Genomic DNA, 16814 nt, shown 5'->3' on the forward strand with positions numbered 1-16814 from the left:
TGAGGGGCTCTCTTTCGAGAGCCCCTCACTCTTTAAGAACTTAAATTAGTTCTTTACGATTTGATCGAAAACAATCATTCCAAGTGGAGTGATTGGGAATACTGATGTGCTTGATGCAAGCACTGCAGCGATTCCACGGTTTACGGTCTGTGTAATAACAACGTCATTACGTAGAGCTTGTACCTCAGCACGACGGTACTGGCTCTCAGCAAATGACTTGTTAGTTGATGAACGAGCTGAGTTAATCAATGAGTCAAATGTTGAGCTGCTGTAGCGCTCTAGGTTGTCTCCACCGATTGAGTTTGTGTGTAGCAATGGGTACAAGAAGTTGTCAGCGATTGCGTAGTCAGCGAACCAACCTGCGCGAATCATCTGTCCTTGTCCCTTACGCATCTTTGAGAAGTAAGTTCCGTCAGCTGCGAATGGATCGAGCTTTGCAGGAATTCCTACATCCTTAAGGTTTGCGATGATGATTGAAGCTACCTTGTCCCAACCAGCGCCATCGTTGTATGAAAGACGGATTGGAGCAGGAGTCTTGTTTCCAAGAGCAAGCCACTTCTTGTAATCAGCCTTTGCGCCATCTAGATCGCGTGAGTTAGTTAGTCCTTGACCTGACTTGTAGCCAGGAAGTCCTGGTGGAAGTAGACCTGAAGCAGGCTTACGTACACCCTGGTAGATAACTGATGAGATCTGATCGCGATCGATCGCCTTTGAAATTGCAGAACGTAGGTACTTGTTCTTTGTTCCACCAACGATTGGATCTTCCCAGTTGAAGCCCCAGTAGTCAGTTCCAAGAGTTGTCTTAACACCCTTAGTTCCCCACTTGCCTAGAAGCTCTGAGTAACGACCTGCTGGAATTGGGCCGTTGTCGCACTGACCTGATGCAAATGCGTTGTATGCAGCGTTTACATCAGATGAAATCTTGAATGTGACCTTTGAAAGAAGTGAAGCTTTTCCACCGTAGTTAGGGTTTGGCACGATTACAACTTCGCCACCTGCGCGCTTTGTAATTGCCTTGTCCAACATGAATGGACCGTTTCCAACTAGCTTTGTTCCATCTTCTTCAACCTTGTCAGATGCTCCGACCATTGAAGTTGGGATTGGTGAGAATACTGAGTGACCCACGATTGATGGCCAGTCTGCAGTTGGGTTTTCCATCTTTACTGTAAGTGTCATTGCCTTGTCATCTGCAACTACTGATGATGATGGGAATGCGCCCTTACCAGTTGAGTATGCATTCATACCCAAGATGAAGTCACCGTGGTATGCAACCTCTGAAGCCAACTTGGAATCCATTGAACGCTTCCAACCGTTGACGAATGATGAAGGTAGAACTGCTTCTCCGTTAGAGAACTTAAGTCCCTTCTTTAGTGTGAAGACCCAAGTCTTCGCACCATCTGTTGTCTTCCACTTTGACGCAACTTCACCGTAAAGGTTTCCGTTTGCATCTGTGTCTGTAAGACCATCAAATAGCATTGTTGCAACGTTGGCGCCTACGAGTGTTGATGTTAGAGCTGGATCGATGTGATCAGGCTCGCCAGCACCAAATAGCTGGCAATCAATGTAAGTAACTGATGCTGCTTCTGCTGCAACAACATTGCCACCGACTGCAAGGGCAAGAGCAGCAAGTACTGCAGCGCTGCGCTTTCCTAGTGTCTGTACCTTCATGTAAACCATCCTTTAAATTATCTGCATTGACGAGGGTCATTGCATGGTTGGAGGGCTATTTGCTCTCCGAGGGTGGCCTTACTCTAGGCGAAATGTCCGTTTTTCCCAAGATTTATGCGTAACGATTGCATTAACTATGCGTAAAACGCACATTTGTCCAAGCCGGCCCTAACTCCTCGAAATCCGAGTTCAGGTCAATGCCTTTCTCGGTGTCAAAGAGCTCATCTAAGTCATACGCCTTCTGTGCCTTCAGATCGGCCACCATCAGGTTGTACCCACCATGCGGTATCAAGAAGTTTCCAGATACATAAAAAATGAATCTACTTCCATCGGCCAAAGGATATGAATCAGAGGAATCCCAATCGCCTGAGTTAAAGAAGTATCGAAGTGATGGCCGACGATCGTAGAAACCTTTATAGATCGCATCGTGGTCATTGTCTTGAACCCGGGTGTAAAGAAATGATTGATTATCAAGTGCAATTGGGTAGTAAGAGCTTCGACCTGCTCCGGCACGCATCGTCGTCATTACTCCATCGATCAAAGTGAAGATTGAACCATCTCGTTCAAAGAGAATTATTTTTCCATCAGGTGAATAAAAGGGCATCGACGATTTGGGTTGACCTGGCGTCAAATACTTCTTGTGGCCTCCGCCCTTAGAAACAGTAGCCAGTACTCCGTTTTCCTTATAGATAATGGTGTCGCCGTTAGGTGAGAACTTCGGATCTTCATCGCGAGCGCCATTAGGTCCAGTAAGGTTTGTAGGCTCGCTCCACACCTGCCCGTCCCAATGGGAAACAAATACATCCCAATCCTTTTCAGGCAACGCAGCGTTGGATCCCATGAAGGTGATTGTTTGCCCATCTGTTGAAAAGTGAGCATTGATGGGTGAGACCATTCCGCTCCACTGGGATCCGATCTGAGTTTGTCGACCGGTTGGAAGATCAACCATCCATAAGGTCGCATCCCATGCGTCGTACGAGCTGTAGCGGTGATAGATCAAGGTTCCATCAAGAGAAGGCAGCGCACTTCTAGAGTGAGTAATAAGAATGGAAGAAAGCGCGGCAACCACGGCAACAACCGCCGTTACCGCGACACGCCTCTTCATAAATCCTCCGTATAACCCCTTGACCAGGTACTGGAATTCTGTAAGGTAACCTAACACAAAGCGGTAGGTTTCCTAACACAACGGCGTGGGCTTTTTGTGGACTTACCCAAGTACGCGACAGGAGTAGTACATGATGAAAAAGCGCTTGTTAGCTTCATTTGCAATCTTTGCACTTGCAGCAGGAAGCATGGTTGCAGCTTCAACTACAGCAACCGCAGCAGGAACTCGCACAGTAACTGTGTGGTCTCCTTATAAGGGTGGCAATCTGGATCTATGGAATGCAGCGATCAAGCGGATTGAAGCTGCAAACCCAGGTCTTAAGGTCACATCCGTCGGATCAATCGACATGGCTAAATCACTTGCAGCGATTAATGCAGGTAATGGCCCAGATATTTCAGTATCGAATGGTGCAGGTAACTTGGGCTGGTTCTGCGGAACAGGCGCTTGGCAAAACCTCAACACATTAATCGCTGGTTCAAATGGCCTTAATATGAAATCAACATTTAGTGCGGCTGCTGTGAACTCAACAATTTCAAACAATGTTCGTTGCGCGCTTCCTTTGAACTCAGAAGTTTTTGCATTCTTCTGGAACAAGGATCTATTGGCGAAGGCTGGATACAAGTCAGCGCCAAAGACAACAACTGAACTTCTAGAGGCTTCAAAGGATCTAACAACATTTAACGCTGATGGCAGCATCAAGACTGCGGGCTTTGTTCCATGGGCTGGTTACTACGGCTTCGATATGGATTCAATGTGGCTTGGTCAAATGTTTGGTGCCAAGTGGTACGCAGGAGACCGTTCATCTGCATTTGGTTCAGATCCAAAGTGGGCTAAGGCTTTTGCTTGGCAGAAGGATTTCATCGCAAAGGTTTACGGTGGTGGAAACTTTGAAAAGGGAAGCAAGCTACTTACAAAGTTTGTTGCTTCACGTGGTGGCGAATGGGGAACAGATCATGACTTCATGACTGGCCGCGTTGCTATGAAGTGGGATGCAAACTGGATGGCACCAATGTTCTGTACAGGTGACGATTGGTCAATGGCAGATAAGTGCACATCAAAGGTGAACTTCGGTATCGCCGGATTCCCAACTTCACCAGATAACACTTCAGCATTTGGCTCAGGTGTTGTTGGCGAAGCACAGATGGGTATCTCAAAGGGCTCAAAGAATGTAAAGGATGCTTGGATCGTAATGAAGGCTCTAGCAACCGATACAAAGCTTGCAGCCGCGTGGGATGAAGCAAATGGTGCTCCATCAACACTACTTTCAAAGGATGCACGTCCTGCGAAGTATCCAGCGTGGTACCAACCAATTTACGATGTTGCAGCTAATCCAAAGTCTGCTTATCACTCAATGAAGAACACCGGTGAGCACCTTGAAGAAGCTCTTCTTCAAGACCTCATGGCATCTTGGCAAGCTGGAGACACCTCAAATATCAAGTCAGCACTTTCAGACTTGGCTTCAAAGGTGAACCAGATCATTTCGAGAAATAGCTAAACCGGAAAACACCTAGTTCATGTCGCAAACGAGGGTAAACGCAAGCGCCCCTTTCCAAAAGAAAGGGGCGCTTGCGCCACCACGTAAAAAACTAAAGGTTCCTCGCCTTTTCATTTTCCTATGCCTATCCCCATGGCTATTTGGAATTATCTTCTTCACCGCATATCCAATGGTGACCTCTTTCTACCAATCTTTTACGAAATTCAATTTAATTGAATCACCGAAGTGGATTGGGTTGGACAACTTTCACCGTATGTTTTTTGAGGATGATGATTTTTGGAAGGCTTTGAAAAATACTGTTTGGATTTCTGCAATCAGTATTCCTTTACGTATTTGCTTTGCGATATTTACAGCCTGGGTTCTAACCAAACCAAAGCGTGGTCGTAATATTTACCGCACCATCTTCTTTTTGCCTTCAATGGTTCCTGCTGTTGCCGGAACAATGGCATTCACATATATCTTCAATCCCGCTTACGGACCAATTAATAAATTGCTAGAAGCCGTCGGAGTAGATGAACCTCCATTTTGGTTTCTAGATCCAGACTGGTCCAAGTGGGGACTGATTCTTTTGGGACTTTGGGGAATCGGCGACACAATGATCATCTTCTTAGCTGGTCTATTGGATGTTCCGAAATCTCTATATGAAGCTGCAGAGCTTGAAGGCGCTAGCGGATGGCAGTCCTTCCGTTACATAACCCTTCCTCTGATGACGCCCGTTATTTTCTTCTCAACAGTTACCGGCGTTATTGGCAGCTTTCAATACTTTACCCAGGCCTACGTGGCCTCTGGGCAGGTCAATGATTATTCGCACTCGATGTATTTCTACGCAACGCACATCTATTACAGCGCATTTAAAGCATATGAAATGGGTTATGCGTCAGCACTTGCTTGGGTTCTCCTTGTCATTACCTTGTTGTGCACTTTGGTCATTCTAAAAACCCAAAAACGTTGGGTTCATTATCCGAATGGATCCTTATTCAAATGAGCATCTTCACAGCAGAACAAATCGCGCAGATTGATGCTCAATCGATTAAAGCCCGTCGTGCAAAGAAGTGGAACAACTTTTTGCACATGGTTGGAAATCACTCTCTTCTTATTGCCCTTTCTGCAATTTTTATCCTTCCCCTTTACTTAGTGCTAGTCATCTCGCTCATGAGCAAAGGACAGGCCGAGACAAGATCTCTGTGGCCCCACCCTTTTATTTGGCACAACTACATTGAAGTCTTTACAGCTGTTCCCTTTTTAAAGTGGACCCTGAACACTCTATTTGTCTCAATTATGGGAACCATTGGAACGGTTGTATCTAGCGTTCCACCTGCATATGTTTTATCTCGTTTACAGTGGAAGGGCCGTCAAACAACCTTTCTTATTATTCTGTCGACGATGATGCTTCCTGGCCAGGTAACGATGATTCCCGTTTACATCATCTTCTCAAAGTTGCACTGGATTCCATCATTTCTTCCATTAATCGTTCCCAGCTTCTTTGCAAGTGCTTTTTCAATCTTCCTGCTTCGTCAATTTTTCACATCAATTCCTGATGAAATTTCTGATGCAGCACGTATCGATGGATGCTCTGAATTTAAATTAATGATGAGGATCATCGTTCCGCTTGCCAAGCCTGCGATTTCAGCAATTGCTCTCTTTGCTTTCTTGGGATCTTGGAATGATTTCTTTGGTCCGCTTCTATACATCGTTGAAAATCAAGATTTATGGACTTTGGGAATTGGTTTGAATGCATTCCAAGGTGAACACCATGTTGATACAAATATGATGATGACAGCTTCTGCGCTTTTTATGGCTCCTGTTATCGTTATCTTCTTCTTCTCACAAAAAGTCTTCATCGAAGGCGTGACTTTGACTGGAGTTAAAGGCTAAATGCACGCCACACCTGCTGTCCCATCTCTGATTCGCGAGCTCAATGAGCGCAGTGTCTTAGATACCTTGCGCGCCAATGGCGCTTTGCATGCAGCAGAAATCGCCCGTCATATCGGCCTATCAAAGCCAACAACAGCAGACATTCTTCGATCTCTCATCGAAACGGGACTTATTCAGGAGTACACACCTGGTGAGGATGATCCAAAGAGAGCGCGTTCAGTTTATGAAGCGGTTAGCGATCTAAAAGTTTCACTGGCAATTGACATCGGTTCTCGTTTTATTCGTGCCGCTGTTGGTGACCTTAATGAAAAGATGCTTGCTGAAACTTCGGTAGCTGTAAAGTCACTAGTCCTAAAGGACTTAATTGCGGTTATGCATACCGCTGTTGATTCAGTCTTAAAAGAATCGGGTTACTCACTCAAGGATGTTGCATCTCTTGTTGTAGGAACGCCAGGTGTTGTTGATCAAAACACTGGAGTTGTTGCAATCGCAGGAACAATCGCTGCACTAGATGGAGTGAATCTTGCAGATCTACTGAAGAAAGAGTTTGGCATCGCTCCTATCGTTGAAAATGACATTAACTTGGTGACCGTGGCTGAACAAGCCGCAGGCCACGGAAGAGGAATCGAAAACTTTGCAGTGCTTTCAGTTGGTTCAGGATTAGGTTCTGGACTTGTTCTCAATGGAAAGATTCATCGTGGACATCGCGGAGCTGCAGGAGAAATCTTCTATGTTCCTTTTGGTGATCCATTAGATACTCATCGCGATGCAACTAACCCATCTGGCGATCGAATCGCTGAACTTACTCGTGGGCTTGCCAAAAAATTCAAGGACTCAGTTTTGCAAGAGCCATACTCAACAGTTGAAATATTGAAGGCGGCCAAGGAAGGTGATGAGCTAGCTAAAGCTGTTATCAACTTAGAGGCGGAGCGCATTGCTTTGTATGTTGCTGCAATTTCAGCGGTCACAGATGTTGAGCTCATTGTTTTATCTGGAGGTATTGGACGCCAGGCATCTTTCTTCCTTGATCCAATTAAGAAATTAGTTGGGGCAATCGTGCCTTTCCCTCCACGTATTGAAGTTTCCACTCTTGGAGATACCGGAATCTTGGTAGGAGCGTTAAATATCGCTACGGCAAAGAGTTGTGATGCGGTGTTCCAGGATAAGCACAAGAGTTCGCACCCACTTGCTGGGTCCATGTAATGAAACTTGCCGTAATTGGCGGGGGTTCTACATATACCCCCGAATTAATCGATGGTGTCATTAAACGCCATGCCCGGTTACCGATTACGCATATTCATCTGGTTGATATTGAGCCAACAAAGCTTGCAATTATCGCCGCATTTGCGAAAAGAATGCTCAAAGCAGCACACGTAGATATTGAAATTGAGTTTGGAACTGATCTTCGTGCAGGTGTTCGCGGTGCAACCTTTGTTGTTTCGCAGTTTCGTGTAGGAACACAAGCTGCGCGTCACCGCGATGAATTGCTGGGACGCAAATACGGTTTAGTGGGCCAAGAGACTGTTGGAGTTGGTGGATTTGCAAAGGCTCTGCGCACAATCCCTGCGGCACTTAAGGTCGCACAAACTATTGCCGAAGAAGCCCCACATGCGATTCTGCTTAACTTTACAAATCCTGCAGGCCTAATTACTCAAGCGCTTATTCAGCAAGTGCCACAAGTAACAACAGTTGGACTATGCAATGTTCCATGGAATACCCGTATGGAGGTTGCAGATGCAATGGGTGTTTCTTCAAATGAAGTTAATTTTGATTACATTGGCCTGAATCATCTTTCCTGGATCCGCGGCGTTGAAGTAAATGGGCAAGATCGAAGTATTGACGCAATTAAAGCATTTCGCGGGTTAACAATTGATAAGGCAAAGCCGGGCGACTCCCCTGCGTGGACTCAAAGCTCAATTGATATGTTGCAGGCAATTCCTAATTACTATCTTTTGTATTACTACTCTGAAAAAGAGTGGATTGACTACCAATCAAAGAATCCAACTCGAGCCAGTGAGGTAATGAAGATTGAGGAAGTGCTCATCGAGAAATTTAAAGATGAGGCGCTTGTAACAAAGCCGGAAGAGTTAATGCAACGTGGTGGGGCGTATTACAGCGATTCAGCAGCAGAATTGATGGCTGATATTCACACTGATGCTGGCACAACCCACATCGTAAATACTCTTAATAACGGCGCCGTACCTGGTTTTCCAGATGATGCAGTCATGGAAATCCCTGCAGTTATTAGCGCTAAGGGAGCAAAGTCGATCAACACTTCAGCAATGCGCGGAGATATCGATGGGCTTGTGCGTTCGGTGAAAGATTTTGAAATGCTAACGATTCAAGCTGCAGTCCACGGAGATGAAGAAAGTGCTTTGCGTGCCTTAATAACAAATCCAATCGGCCCAGATATTGCTCAAGCACGTGACCTGTGGGCTGATCTTCGTAAAGAAAATGCCGGAATGATCGGTTTGTTCAATGAGTAAGGTGATTCTTGGAATTGATGGCGGAGGAACTAAAACTCACGCCTGTGTTGTAGATCTAGAAGGAAATGTCTTAGGCACCGCCGCAAATGGTGGAGCTAATTGGGAGCGTTCAGGAATCAATGCCGTTCAAAATAGTTTGAACGCAATTATTAATGAGGCTCTTGATTCGGCATCAGTTACTCGTGCAGATATCGTCGATTCAACTTTTGCATTAGCTGGAATTGATTGGGAAGAGGATCTCGATCTCTTTAAGCCGGTAACAGCTGCGTTAGATCTGGAAAATCGCTGCACAATTATTAATGACTCATTTGCTGCCCTATTCGCGGGCGCACCAAATGGAATTGGATGTGTATCGATCGCAGGCACCGGCGGAAAATCAGCTGGTCGCGATGGTGTGCGAACCGTTCAAACAATGGGAATGGATTTAGGAGAAGGTGGTGGCGCTGGTCAGCTAATTGGATTAACACTCGATAGCATCGCTCGTTCATTCCATGGAATATCACCGCGCACTCAACTTTTTTCTTCGGTTCCACGGGCGTTGGGCTATGAGGATCCAAAAGCTTTTTTCACCGCAATTGCGCGGGACAGAGTTCATCCAGATGAATCACTTGCGCCCATTATCTTTGATCTGGCCAATAGTGGCGATGTGGCTGCAATAGATGTGGTTATCCATGTTGCCAAGCAACATGCGCGAGATATACAGGGAATAGTTCTGCAATTGAACTTTCCTGCCGGTGCTATCCCTGTGGTTCGCGCAGGAGGCCTCCACACAGCGAACTGCAGTGTCTTTAACAACGCTTTTGAAGCCGAACTGCGCGCACTCATCCCCAACGCAGCAATGTCTGTCTTAGAGATTGCACCTGTCTATGGAGCTGTTGTGCATGCTGCAAATCGCTACTTCGGAAACACACCTGAAGTATTTATCTCTCAACTCCATAAGGCAGCACAGAAAGTCGAGATCTAATGAGCATCATTACCTTGAACTCTCAACAACAAGATATCGCCGATACATTTTGGTCAGATCACGACACAAATTTGAACTTCGAGATAACAGTTGTTTCATCACGCCCAACACATCTCGAGGGATACACAATTAGTGCATCTCGCAATGGTTCAACCATTGCCGCAACTATTGGAATCGCGCTGGATCATTCTCTTCGATATGCACTCAATCGCTTGCTTCGCTGGTCTACAGGATCAGAAGGTGCGTTGTCAGTTGATGAGGGCCCAGATTTTCCGGTTCGAGGAGTAGTTGAAGGTTTCTATGGAAAGCCATGGAGTCATGAACAACGTCTTCGCGGATTAAAAAACTTTGGTGATTTCAACATGAACACCTACTTTTTGGCTCCAAAGGATGTTCCATGGCAACGATTCAACTGGCGCCAACCTTTTGATGCAGATTTCTTGGCAAAGACAGCAGAGCTCACAGAGGTTGGTCGCAATAATGCGATCGACATAGTCACCTGCGTATCTCCGGGGCTTTCCGTGAAGTACAGTGATGAAAATGATGTAGACGCTGTAATTACTAGATACAAACAACTCTTTGAACTAGGTGCACGCCATTTTGGAATGCTTTGGGATGACATTGCTTGGGAACTTCAGCACCAAGAAGATATAGATACCTATGTTTCTACCGCTGCCGCACATGCGGATTTCACAAACCGTGTATGGAACAAGCTACTCGCCTTAGATTCCAAGGTTTCCTTAACCGTCTGCCCAATGCATTATTCAGGTCGGGGTAATGAGCCTTACCTACAAGAACTTGGAAAATCATTGCACGCTCGTATTAATTTAATGTGGACTGGTCGATCCATTATCTCTGAGTACCTAGATATCTCTGATGCTGTCATCTTTGAGCGCACAACACTTAGACCACCTCTGTACTGGGATAACTTTCCGGTTAACGATGGTGGGTTGCAGAAGAATCTGTACATCGGGCCGGTTCGTGGTCGCGAAGTAGGACTTCAAAAGTACTCTGCTGGCCTGGTTTCTAATCCAATGTTGCAATTTGAAATGTCCCAAATTCCACTATTCACCATTGGTGATTACTTGTGGAATACAGCCTCATACAACCCAGATCAATCATGGGAAAACGCTTTAGCTGCCCTCATTGAAGATGAAGATGACCGCATCGCGTTACGAAAGTTCCTTCGTACTTCAATGGGCACTGCAGTAGGTGGAGATCCTGCACCTGATCTTCGACAGGTATTCCGCAGAGGTGTAACCCACTGGCGCGCTGGCCGACTCCAAGAGGCTGGACAAGAGTTTATTGCTGCAGGAAAAGAGATAGTTGAAAATTTCGGTTACCTAATGTCGCCTGATTTTTCAAAGCCACTCATGATCGCTGAGATTGAAAAATGGTTAGAAAAGTACTTAATTGGTGGCGAGGTTTTAATCGGGCTCGGACAAATCATTTCTCGCTGCAGTTTTGATAAGTCAAAAGGATGTATCTGGGGCACTCAAAATCAAATAAGTGAGCTTGCAGAACTCAAGGAGCGCTTAGAAGCACACCGCAAGAATTTATTTGGCGATCAAATTGAAGGACCAATTAACGAATTAATGGCTGAGCTTCAAAGTTAGGGAGGATTTAATGACAACTGTATTTATTGGTGACAGCGTTACCGATTGTGGTCGTGATATTGAACCTCCCTTTGGTGATGGATATGTCCGCGAAATTTCACGTTCTGGTTTACTTGCCGGCGAGATTATTAATGTTGGAACCAGCGGACACCGATTGGTTGACCTCGAAAAACGTTGGTTAAAGGATGTCATCGAGCACAAGCCAGCTTTAGTATCTATTGCAATCGGTATAAACGATACGTGGCGCCGTTATGACGACAACGATCCAACCAGTGTTGAAGATTTTAAGGATCGTTACCATCGATTACTAACGTGGACCAAAGCAGAGTTAAATCCACGTTTCGTATTGTGTGAACCATTTCTTTTGTCTGTGCGCGAAGAGATGAATACCTGGAGAGAAGACTTGAATCCAAAGATTCAGGTTGTTCATGAAATGGCAAAGGAATTCAACGCAGTCCTGGTGCCATTTGACCAGCATTTCAATTCGTTAGCCCAAACGATGCCAATGTCGGATTTAGCAGATGATGGAATTCATCCATCGCCATACGGTCATGAAGAGATGGCGAAGCTATGGTTGAAATCTGTCGGATTAATGTAGGTGTGATTGCTCGTTAAGAGTTCGTAGTGCTCGAAGGCCGTCACTTGGCCAGATCGAAACTGTTGTTATTGAGCACGGTGAAACATCAATATGGAAGATGCTTTCGGCCGGTCCACCAATTACCAACTTGGCTGCGGTCTTAATAGTTCCATTATGAGTTACTACTGCAACGCGCTGTCCTGGATATTCAGCTGCAATCTGACTTAACGCAGCATCAATACGAACTGCAACATTGTCGTAGGACTCTCCTTCGGGAGGTGCAAAACCGGTTGATGAAAGCCAGGCCTGATAATCAGCTGGGTATTTTTCCTTCACTTCATCAATTGATAATCCATCCCAAATTCCAAATGAACATTCGATCCATGCCTCTTCAAAGGTAATTGGTAATCCAGATGCTCGTGAGACCGCTTCAGCGGTTTGAGTTGTTCGCTTTAAAGGTGACGCAATAATTACTTCTGGATTTAATTTTGCAACAGCGGCTGCAACTTTTTCTGCCTGTTCTAAACCAATATGTGTTAGCTCAGGATTAAGCGGGCCATCACCTGAAAACTTCTTAAATGGAGTTAGAACAGTCTCGCCATGGCGAATCAAGAAAATAGTTGTTGCTTTTTCACTTGATAACAAACGTTCAGTTAAGTAATTCTGCTGAATCTGTACTACTTCTCCGCCACCTGCTTGTTGGTCAAGTGCTTTATTTGCAAGCCGATCGGCATGTGAATTTTCATCACGCGGAATCCAGGTGTAGGTAACAAGTGATGGGTTGTGAGCCGAACGAGCAGATTGTGCAAGAACGCGCATATCAGCGTGCTTAATCTGCCAACGTCCAGACATTTGCTCGACAACTAATTTGCTATCCATCTTCACATCTACTGTCGCAGTTGGATCGATTTCATTGATTGCTGTTAAGCCAGCGATTAAACCGCTGTATTCGGCAACGTTATTTGTTGCTACTCCGATGAAGTCATACAGCTCAGCGATAATTTTGCCATTTTCAGTGATGACAGATCCGTAGCCAGCAGGGCCAGGATTGCCTCGTGATCCGCCATCAGCGGTTAATAGAAAATGTCGTGCCATTTAAACTCCACGCACCAAGATGCAACGGCACTCTTCGCAGCGCACAACTTCATCATCTGCCAATTCAGCGATTCGCTTTAATTCGATTGTGTTGATTGAAAGATTGCAACCAGTGCACGCGCCAGCAACTAGGGCTGCAGCACCTGCTCCGCCAGTTGTTTCACGAATCTTTTCGTATAGCTCTACTAACGCTTTTTCGATGCTCTGCAATGTCTCGCTGCGATCCTTTGCAATCGCATCTAAATCATTATTAATGGTTGCCATGGCGTTTTCTTTACGAATTTCAAGATCTGCAATCACTGCAGCATGATCTGCTTCTTCAGTTTTCAAAGCAGTGATGCGTGAATTAATTTCATCTACGCGCATCATGATTTCGAGCTCTACCTCTTCAAGCTCAGCGCGACGTGCACCAAGAGTTCCAACCTCGTGCTGAAGTTGTTCAAGTTCTTTAGGTGTTGCGCTTCCGCTAATCAGGCGAGCTTCATCACGGGTAATACGAGTAACGATCTGTTCAACATCACCTTCGGCACGTGCTAATTCGCGCTTCACATCATTGAGCTCAGTTTCTGCCGCAATGCGAAGGTCGAGTGCGTTGTTTGACTTAACCGTTGTGCTCGCTAACTCTGCGAGCTCTGGAAGGGTCGAAGCCTTGTGGCGAAGAGATGTCACCTGTTGATCAAACCGCTGAATATCTAAAATTGAACGCTGGTCGCTTGGAGATGCCTTCATCGTTGTATTTCCCCTGACCGCTTATGTAAGTGTGGCTTAAGTTTAGGTGAGGCTGTAGTGATTGCCAAATAACCCTATTAGAGTTCAAGTATGGGTCTGGAAAAACGTGCATATCGAGACTCGCAGCGATTGAAAGATCAATTAATAACCATTTTCATTTGCGCCTTTGCCATTGTTTGGCTATTCCCAATTGCCTGGACCATATGGACCTCGATGCGTCCCTACTCTGAAGTCCTGATGCACGGGATTTTTTCCCTTCCATCACATGTGGGTTTAGATAATTACCTTGAAGCAATTCAACAAATGTTTATTGGCAAATACTTCTTCAACACAGCGGTGATATTGATTCCGGTGGTATTTGTAACTCTTTTTTTCGCCTCTGCAATAGCGTTTGTCATCACAAAATATGATTTCAAATTCAATCTTCCGCTTTTATTGCTTTTTACAGCGGGAAGTCTTTTGCCACCGCAAGTAATTTTTTTACCTATTTTCAAGATGTACATACTCATTGGATCCTGGCTTGGAAATAAGTCTATGCTGTATGACAACTATTTAGGAATTATCTTGATTCACATCGCCTTGCAAACAGGTTTTGCTACCTTCATTCTCAACTCTTACCTACGGACAATTCCTAAGGAGATTTCGGAGCAGGCCCAAGTAGATGGTGCCTCTATTTTTCAACATTACTTCGTAATCGTCTTGCCGATGATGAAGGCACCTTTGCTCACTCTTGGAATCCTTATATCGACCTGGGTTTACAACGATTTCTTCTGGGGCTTTGCAATGATGAAATCTGACTCACTTCGCCCAATGTCTACCGCATTAGGACGTATAGGGGCATTCCGACAACTCATTCCGGACCAAGGAGTCTTGGCAGCTGGATCGTTGATCGCAGCTTTGCCATTATTAATTTTGTATCTGTTCTTACGAAAACACTTTATGTCAGGCATAATTTTGGGACCCGTAGCAAAGGCGAAGTGAGGTAAAAGTGGGAAATCAACTTACTGTGCGTTCCTTCAAGCACATGGCATGGGCTAATAAGCAGATGCTTGAAATTCTAAAAGGGCTTCCAGATGAAGCGATTAACTTTTCTGCATGGAATCCAGACTGGACCGTCGGAACGATTGCGCACCACATCGTTATCGCCGAAGGCCGCCTAATCTCTCGCATTATTCAACAACCTGCACCAGCTGAGTTTGATCCCCCAAAGAACGCATCCGATATCGCTCAATTAATCTCGGTTTGCGCCGAACGGGATGCCCAACTGCTTTCACTTATTAATACCCCTGATGAGATGCGTAAATTTGTGCGATACGGGAATGAGGTTGAATTTCTTACGTCAACAATCCTTGTGCAGGCCGTTCATCATGCATCTGAACATCGTGCTCAGATTTCAGATATTTTGGCTGCAAACAATATGGATGTTCTTAATCTCGATGAGATTGATTTGTGGTCATTTGAAAAGTTTGAGCGCGGTTTGTAATAAGTAAAGGCCCCACGATTTCTCGTAGGGCCTTCCACTTAGGAGTGTGTGAATTACTTAGCTGCGATTGTTGAGATTTCGAACTCAAGCTTGATGTTTTCAGAAACTAGGATTCCGCCAGTTTCAAGAGCTGCGTTCCAGGTAAGACCGAAATCCTTACGGTTGATCTCTGACTCGCCTTCGAAACCGTAACGAGCGTTACCGAACGGATCAGTTGCTGTACCTGTGTACTCAAACTCGATTGTGACTGGCTTTGTAACATCCTTGATAGTCAGGTTGCCTTCAACTGCAAGCTTGTCTGATCCTGAATCCTTAACAGATGTTGATGCAAAAGTGATCTTTGGGAAGTTTGCTACATCAAAGAAATCAGCAGACTGTAGGTGACCATCGCGGTCTGCGCTGCGTGTATCTACTGATGCAACGTTGATCTCAATTGAAATTGATGCTGCACCATCAGCAACTGTTGCTGAACCTGTGTAGTCATTGAATGAACCACGAACCTTTGTAACCATCGCATGGCGTGCGCTAAAGCCCACGCGGCTGTGTGATGCATCGATTGCGTATGTTCCTGCTGGCAAAGTTGAAAGAACTGACATTGTTAAATCCTTTATTTGAAAGTGTGGAACCGCTTCTTGCGGTACCTGCGAACCATAACTCAATTTAGTTGAAGTTTCAACTAACTAGAAGTGAACAATAAAAAACAGATGCGAGTTATTCGCATCTGTTCCTTGTTTTACTTAACTTGTGGGCGGTGAGGGTTTCGAACCCCCGACATTCTCGGTGTAAACGAGACGCTCTACCACTGAGCTAACCACCCGATATTGCAGACCCAAATCTTAACTTACGAGTCCACAATTTCCTAAATCACGCTTACAGAGCAGCGATAGCCGCCTTGTAATCAGCGTTTTCACGCGCTGCCCAGCCATTCTTAACTTCCCAGCGAAGAACGCCTTCCTTATCTACAAGGAAACTGCCACGAAGTGCGCAACCCTTTGACTCTTCAAAAACTCCATACGCCTTTGCAACTTCACCATGTGGCCAGAAATCTGACAACACTGGAAATTGATAGCCCTCTTTTTCAGCAAAGACTCGTTGCACATATGCAGAGTCGCAAGAGATTGCTAAAACTTGTAGATCATCATTTTGGAATGAGGAAAGATCATCGCGAAGTGCGCACAATTCGCCGGTGCACACGCCAGTAAATGAAAATGGATAAAACATGATCAAAACATTCTTCTGTCCCTTAAATGAAGACAGAGTTACTTTTTCACCATGCTGGTTTGCCAATTCAAAATCTGGCGCTGCGTTTCCAATTGTTAATGTCATGGCGCCAAACTTACCGTTTGCCCGCCTTACGTGCCACTAATCGAGTGGCAGACCAATCGCCTGCGAGCGCAATTGTTGATGTAACACTCAAGCCCGCAATAGGTGCTGCATCTTGAATATCGCTGGGTTCAACATGTCCATCGCGACCCGCCTTGGGAGTTAAAACCCAAATTGGTCCAGTCTCAGAGAGATAGGTAAGGCCATCCATTAACTCATCAACGAGATCGCCATCGCCATCTCGCCACCACAGCAAAACACCATCGACTACCTCTGAAGTAGATCCCTCAAGAAATGCAGTTCCCGTGATCCCCATGATCTGATCTCGAATTGTGGAATCGCAATCGGAGTCATGGCCGACCTCCAAAACAAGGTGATCCTTGGCAAATCCCATCCGT

Annotated in this window: 17 protein-coding genes and 1 tRNA gene; 10 read left to right on the plus strand and 8 right to left on the minus strand. The window is 45.4% G+C overall.

The window, feature by feature from the left end; genetic code table 11:
* Positions 1-45: 45 nt before the first annotated feature.
* Positions 46-1668 (minus strand): peptide ABC transporter substrate-binding protein, encoded by a 1623-nt coding sequence (locus tag AC8GFU_RS05480; RefSeq protein ID WP_506626141.1) that lies wholly within the window; start codon positions 1666-1668, stop codon positions 46-48.
* 130 nt (positions 1669-1798) lie between these two features.
* On the minus strand, positions 1799-2773 hold the full coding sequence (locus AC8GFU_RS05485; protein ID WP_506626142.1) for a TolB family protein: 975 nt from the start codon (positions 2771-2773) through the stop codon (positions 1799-1801).
* A gap of 130 nt (positions 2774-2903) precedes the next feature.
* On the opposite strand from AC8GFU_RS05485, the gene AC8GFU_RS05490 reads away from it, so the two are divergent.
* From AC8GFU_RS05490 to AC8GFU_RS05525, 8 genes are all read left to right on the plus strand, one after another.
* The gene (locus AC8GFU_RS05490) at positions 2904-4268 is read left to right on the plus strand and encodes a type 2 periplasmic-binding domain-containing protein (RefSeq protein WP_506626143.1); all 1365 of its coding nucleotides are present in this window, start codon (positions 2904-2906) and stop codon (positions 4266-4268) included.
* A gap of 253 nt (positions 4269-4521) precedes the next feature.
* Positions 4522-5253: a carbohydrate ABC transporter permease gene (locus AC8GFU_RS05495; RefSeq protein ID WP_506626144.1), complete on the plus strand. Its 732-nt coding sequence runs from the start codon at positions 4522-4524 to the stop codon at positions 5251-5253.
* On the plus strand, positions 5250-6143 hold the full coding sequence (locus AC8GFU_RS05500) for a carbohydrate ABC transporter permease (protein ID WP_506626145.1): 894 nt from the start codon (positions 5250-5252) through the stop codon (positions 6141-6143). The genes AC8GFU_RS05495 and AC8GFU_RS05500 overlap by 4 nt, the downstream gene beginning before the upstream one ends.
* The gene (locus tag AC8GFU_RS05505) at positions 6144-7346 is read left to right on the plus strand and encodes an ROK family transcriptional regulator (RefSeq protein ID WP_506626146.1); all 1203 of its coding nucleotides are present in this window, start codon (positions 6144-6146) and stop codon (positions 7344-7346) included. It begins immediately after the preceding gene.
* The gene (locus tag AC8GFU_RS05510) at positions 7346-8629 is read left to right on the plus strand and encodes a 6-phospho-beta-glucosidase (protein ID WP_506626147.1); all 1284 of its coding nucleotides are present in this window, start codon (positions 7346-7348) and stop codon (positions 8627-8629) included. The genes AC8GFU_RS05505 and AC8GFU_RS05510 overlap by 1 nt, the downstream gene beginning before the upstream one ends.
* On the plus strand, positions 8622-9593 hold the full coding sequence (locus AC8GFU_RS05515; protein ID WP_506626148.1) for a BadF/BadG/BcrA/BcrD ATPase family protein: 972 nt from the start codon (positions 8622-8624) through the stop codon (positions 9591-9593). The genes AC8GFU_RS05510 and AC8GFU_RS05515 overlap by 8 nt, the downstream gene beginning before the upstream one ends.
* Positions 9593-11209, plus strand: coding sequence for a protein O-GlcNAcase (locus AC8GFU_RS05520; RefSeq protein ID WP_506626149.1), 1617 nt, complete (start codon positions 9593-9595; stop codon positions 11207-11209). Before AC8GFU_RS05515 ends, AC8GFU_RS05520 begins: the two co-directional genes overlap by 1 nt.
* A 10-nt stretch (positions 11210-11219) precedes the next feature.
* Positions 11220-11807, plus strand: a complete 588-nt coding sequence (locus tag AC8GFU_RS05525) for an SGNH/GDSL hydrolase family protein (protein WP_506626150.1) — start codon at positions 11220-11222, stop codon at positions 11805-11807.
* Here the strand turns inward: AC8GFU_RS05525 and AC8GFU_RS05530 are convergent.
* Together AC8GFU_RS05530 and AC8GFU_RS05535 are read right to left on the minus strand one after the other, a co-directional pair.
* The gene (locus AC8GFU_RS05530) at positions 11799-12881 is read right to left on the minus strand and encodes a histidine phosphatase family protein (protein WP_506626151.1); all 1083 of its coding nucleotides are present in this window, start codon (positions 12879-12881) and stop codon (positions 11799-11801) included. The genes AC8GFU_RS05525 and AC8GFU_RS05530 overlap by 9 nt on opposite strands.
* Positions 12882-13610, minus strand: a complete 729-nt coding sequence (locus AC8GFU_RS05535; RefSeq protein ID WP_506626152.1) for a zinc ribbon domain-containing protein — start codon at positions 13608-13610, stop codon at positions 12882-12884. It lies immediately after the preceding gene.
* Between the two features lie 90 nt (positions 13611-13700).
* On the opposite strand from AC8GFU_RS05535, the gene AC8GFU_RS05540 reads away from it, so the two are divergent.
* Both AC8GFU_RS05540 and AC8GFU_RS05545 read left to right on the plus strand, forming a co-directional pair.
* A complete protein-coding gene (locus AC8GFU_RS05540; protein ID WP_506626153.1) occupies positions 13701-14591 on the plus strand; it encodes a carbohydrate ABC transporter permease in 891 nt (296 codons plus the stop codon).
* A gap of 7 nt (positions 14592-14598) precedes the next feature.
* Complete coding sequence (locus AC8GFU_RS05545; protein ID WP_506626154.1) at positions 14599-15093, plus strand: DinB family protein; 495 nt, start codon at positions 14599-14601, stop codon at positions 15091-15093.
* A gap of 53 nt (positions 15094-15146) precedes the next feature.
* Here AC8GFU_RS05545 and AC8GFU_RS05550 read toward each other — a convergent pair whose 3' ends face one another.
* The 4 genes from AC8GFU_RS05550 to AC8GFU_RS05565 all read right to left on the minus strand — a co-directional run bounded on the left by AC8GFU_RS05550 (position 15147) and on the right by AC8GFU_RS05565 (position 16810).
* Positions 15147-15689, minus strand: a complete 543-nt coding sequence (locus tag AC8GFU_RS05550; RefSeq protein WP_506626155.1) for a YceI family protein — start codon at positions 15687-15689, stop codon at positions 15147-15149.
* A gap of 149 nt (positions 15690-15838) precedes the next feature.
* Positions 15839-15910: transfer RNA gene (locus tag AC8GFU_RS05555), tRNA-Val, on the minus strand.
* Between the two features lie 53 nt (positions 15911-15963).
* On the minus strand, positions 15964-16419 hold the full coding sequence (locus AC8GFU_RS05560; protein ID WP_506626156.1) for a peroxiredoxin: 456 nt from the start codon (positions 16417-16419) through the stop codon (positions 15964-15966).
* Positions 16420-16429: 10 nt separating this feature from the next.
* A complete protein-coding gene (locus tag AC8GFU_RS05565) occupies positions 16430-16810 on the minus strand; it encodes a DUF3052 domain-containing protein (RefSeq protein ID WP_506627172.1) in 381 nt (126 codons plus the stop codon).
* Positions 16811-16814 lie beyond the last annotated feature (4 nt).

The sequence above is a fragment of the Planktophila warneckei (SeqCode) genome, from assembly GCF_965234675.1.
GTDB lineage: Bacteria > Actinomycetota > Actinomycetes > Nanopelagicales > Nanopelagicaceae > Planktophila > Planktophila warneckei.

Bases quoted from the DNA above. Each gene is read 5' to 3' on its own strand.
- AC8GFU_RS05480 (WP_506626141.1), bottom strand. From the start codon at position 1,668: ATGAAGGTACAGACACTAGGAAAGCGCAGCGCTGCAGTACTTGCTGCT.
- AC8GFU_RS05485 (WP_506626142.1), bottom strand. From the start codon at position 2,773: ATGAAGAGGCGTGTCGCGGTAACGGCGGTTGTTGCCGTGGTTGCCGCG.
- AC8GFU_RS05490 (WP_506626143.1), top strand. From the start codon at position 2,904: ATGATGAAAAAGCGCTTGTTAGCTTCATTTGCAATCTTTGCACTTGCA.
- AC8GFU_RS05495 (WP_506626144.1), top strand. From the start codon at position 4,522: ATGTTTTTTGAGGATGATGATTTTTGGAAGGCTTTGAAAAATACTGTT.
- AC8GFU_RS05500 (WP_506626145.1), top strand. From the start codon at position 5,250: ATGAGCATCTTCACAGCAGAACAAATCGCGCAGATTGATGCTCAATCG.
- AC8GFU_RS05505 (WP_506626146.1), top strand. From the start codon at position 6,144: ATGCACGCCACACCTGCTGTCCCATCTCTGATTCGCGAGCTCAATGAG.
- AC8GFU_RS05510 (WP_506626147.1), top strand. From the start codon at position 7,346: ATGAAACTTGCCGTAATTGGCGGGGGTTCTACATATACCCCCGAATTA.
- AC8GFU_RS05515 (WP_506626148.1), top strand. From the start codon at position 8,622: ATGAGTAAGGTGATTCTTGGAATTGATGGCGGAGGAACTAAAACTCAC.
- AC8GFU_RS05520 (WP_506626149.1), top strand. From the start codon at position 9,593: ATGAGCATCATTACCTTGAACTCTCAACAACAAGATATCGCCGATACA.
- AC8GFU_RS05525 (WP_506626150.1), top strand. From the start codon at position 11,220: ATGACAACTGTATTTATTGGTGACAGCGTTACCGATTGTGGTCGTGAT.
- AC8GFU_RS05530 (WP_506626151.1), bottom strand. From the start codon at position 12,881: ATGGCACGACATTTTCTATTAACCGCTGATGGCGGATCACGAGGCAAT.
- AC8GFU_RS05535 (WP_506626152.1), bottom strand. From the start codon at position 13,610: ATGAAGGCATCTCCAAGCGACCAGCGTTCAATTTTAGATATTCAGCGG.
- AC8GFU_RS05540 (WP_506626153.1), top strand. From the start codon at position 13,701: ATGGGTCTGGAAAAACGTGCATATCGAGACTCGCAGCGATTGAAAGAT.
- AC8GFU_RS05550 (WP_506626155.1), bottom strand. From the start codon at position 15,689: ATGTCAGTTCTTTCAACTTTGCCAGCAGGAACATACGCAATCGATGCA.
- AC8GFU_RS05560 (WP_506626156.1), bottom strand. From the start codon at position 16,419: ATGACATTAACAATTGGAAACGCAGCGCCAGATTTTGAATTGGCAAAC.
- AC8GFU_RS05565 (WP_506627172.1), bottom strand. From the start codon at position 16,810: ATGGGATTTGCCAAGGATCACCTTGTTTTGGAGGTCGGCCATGACTCC.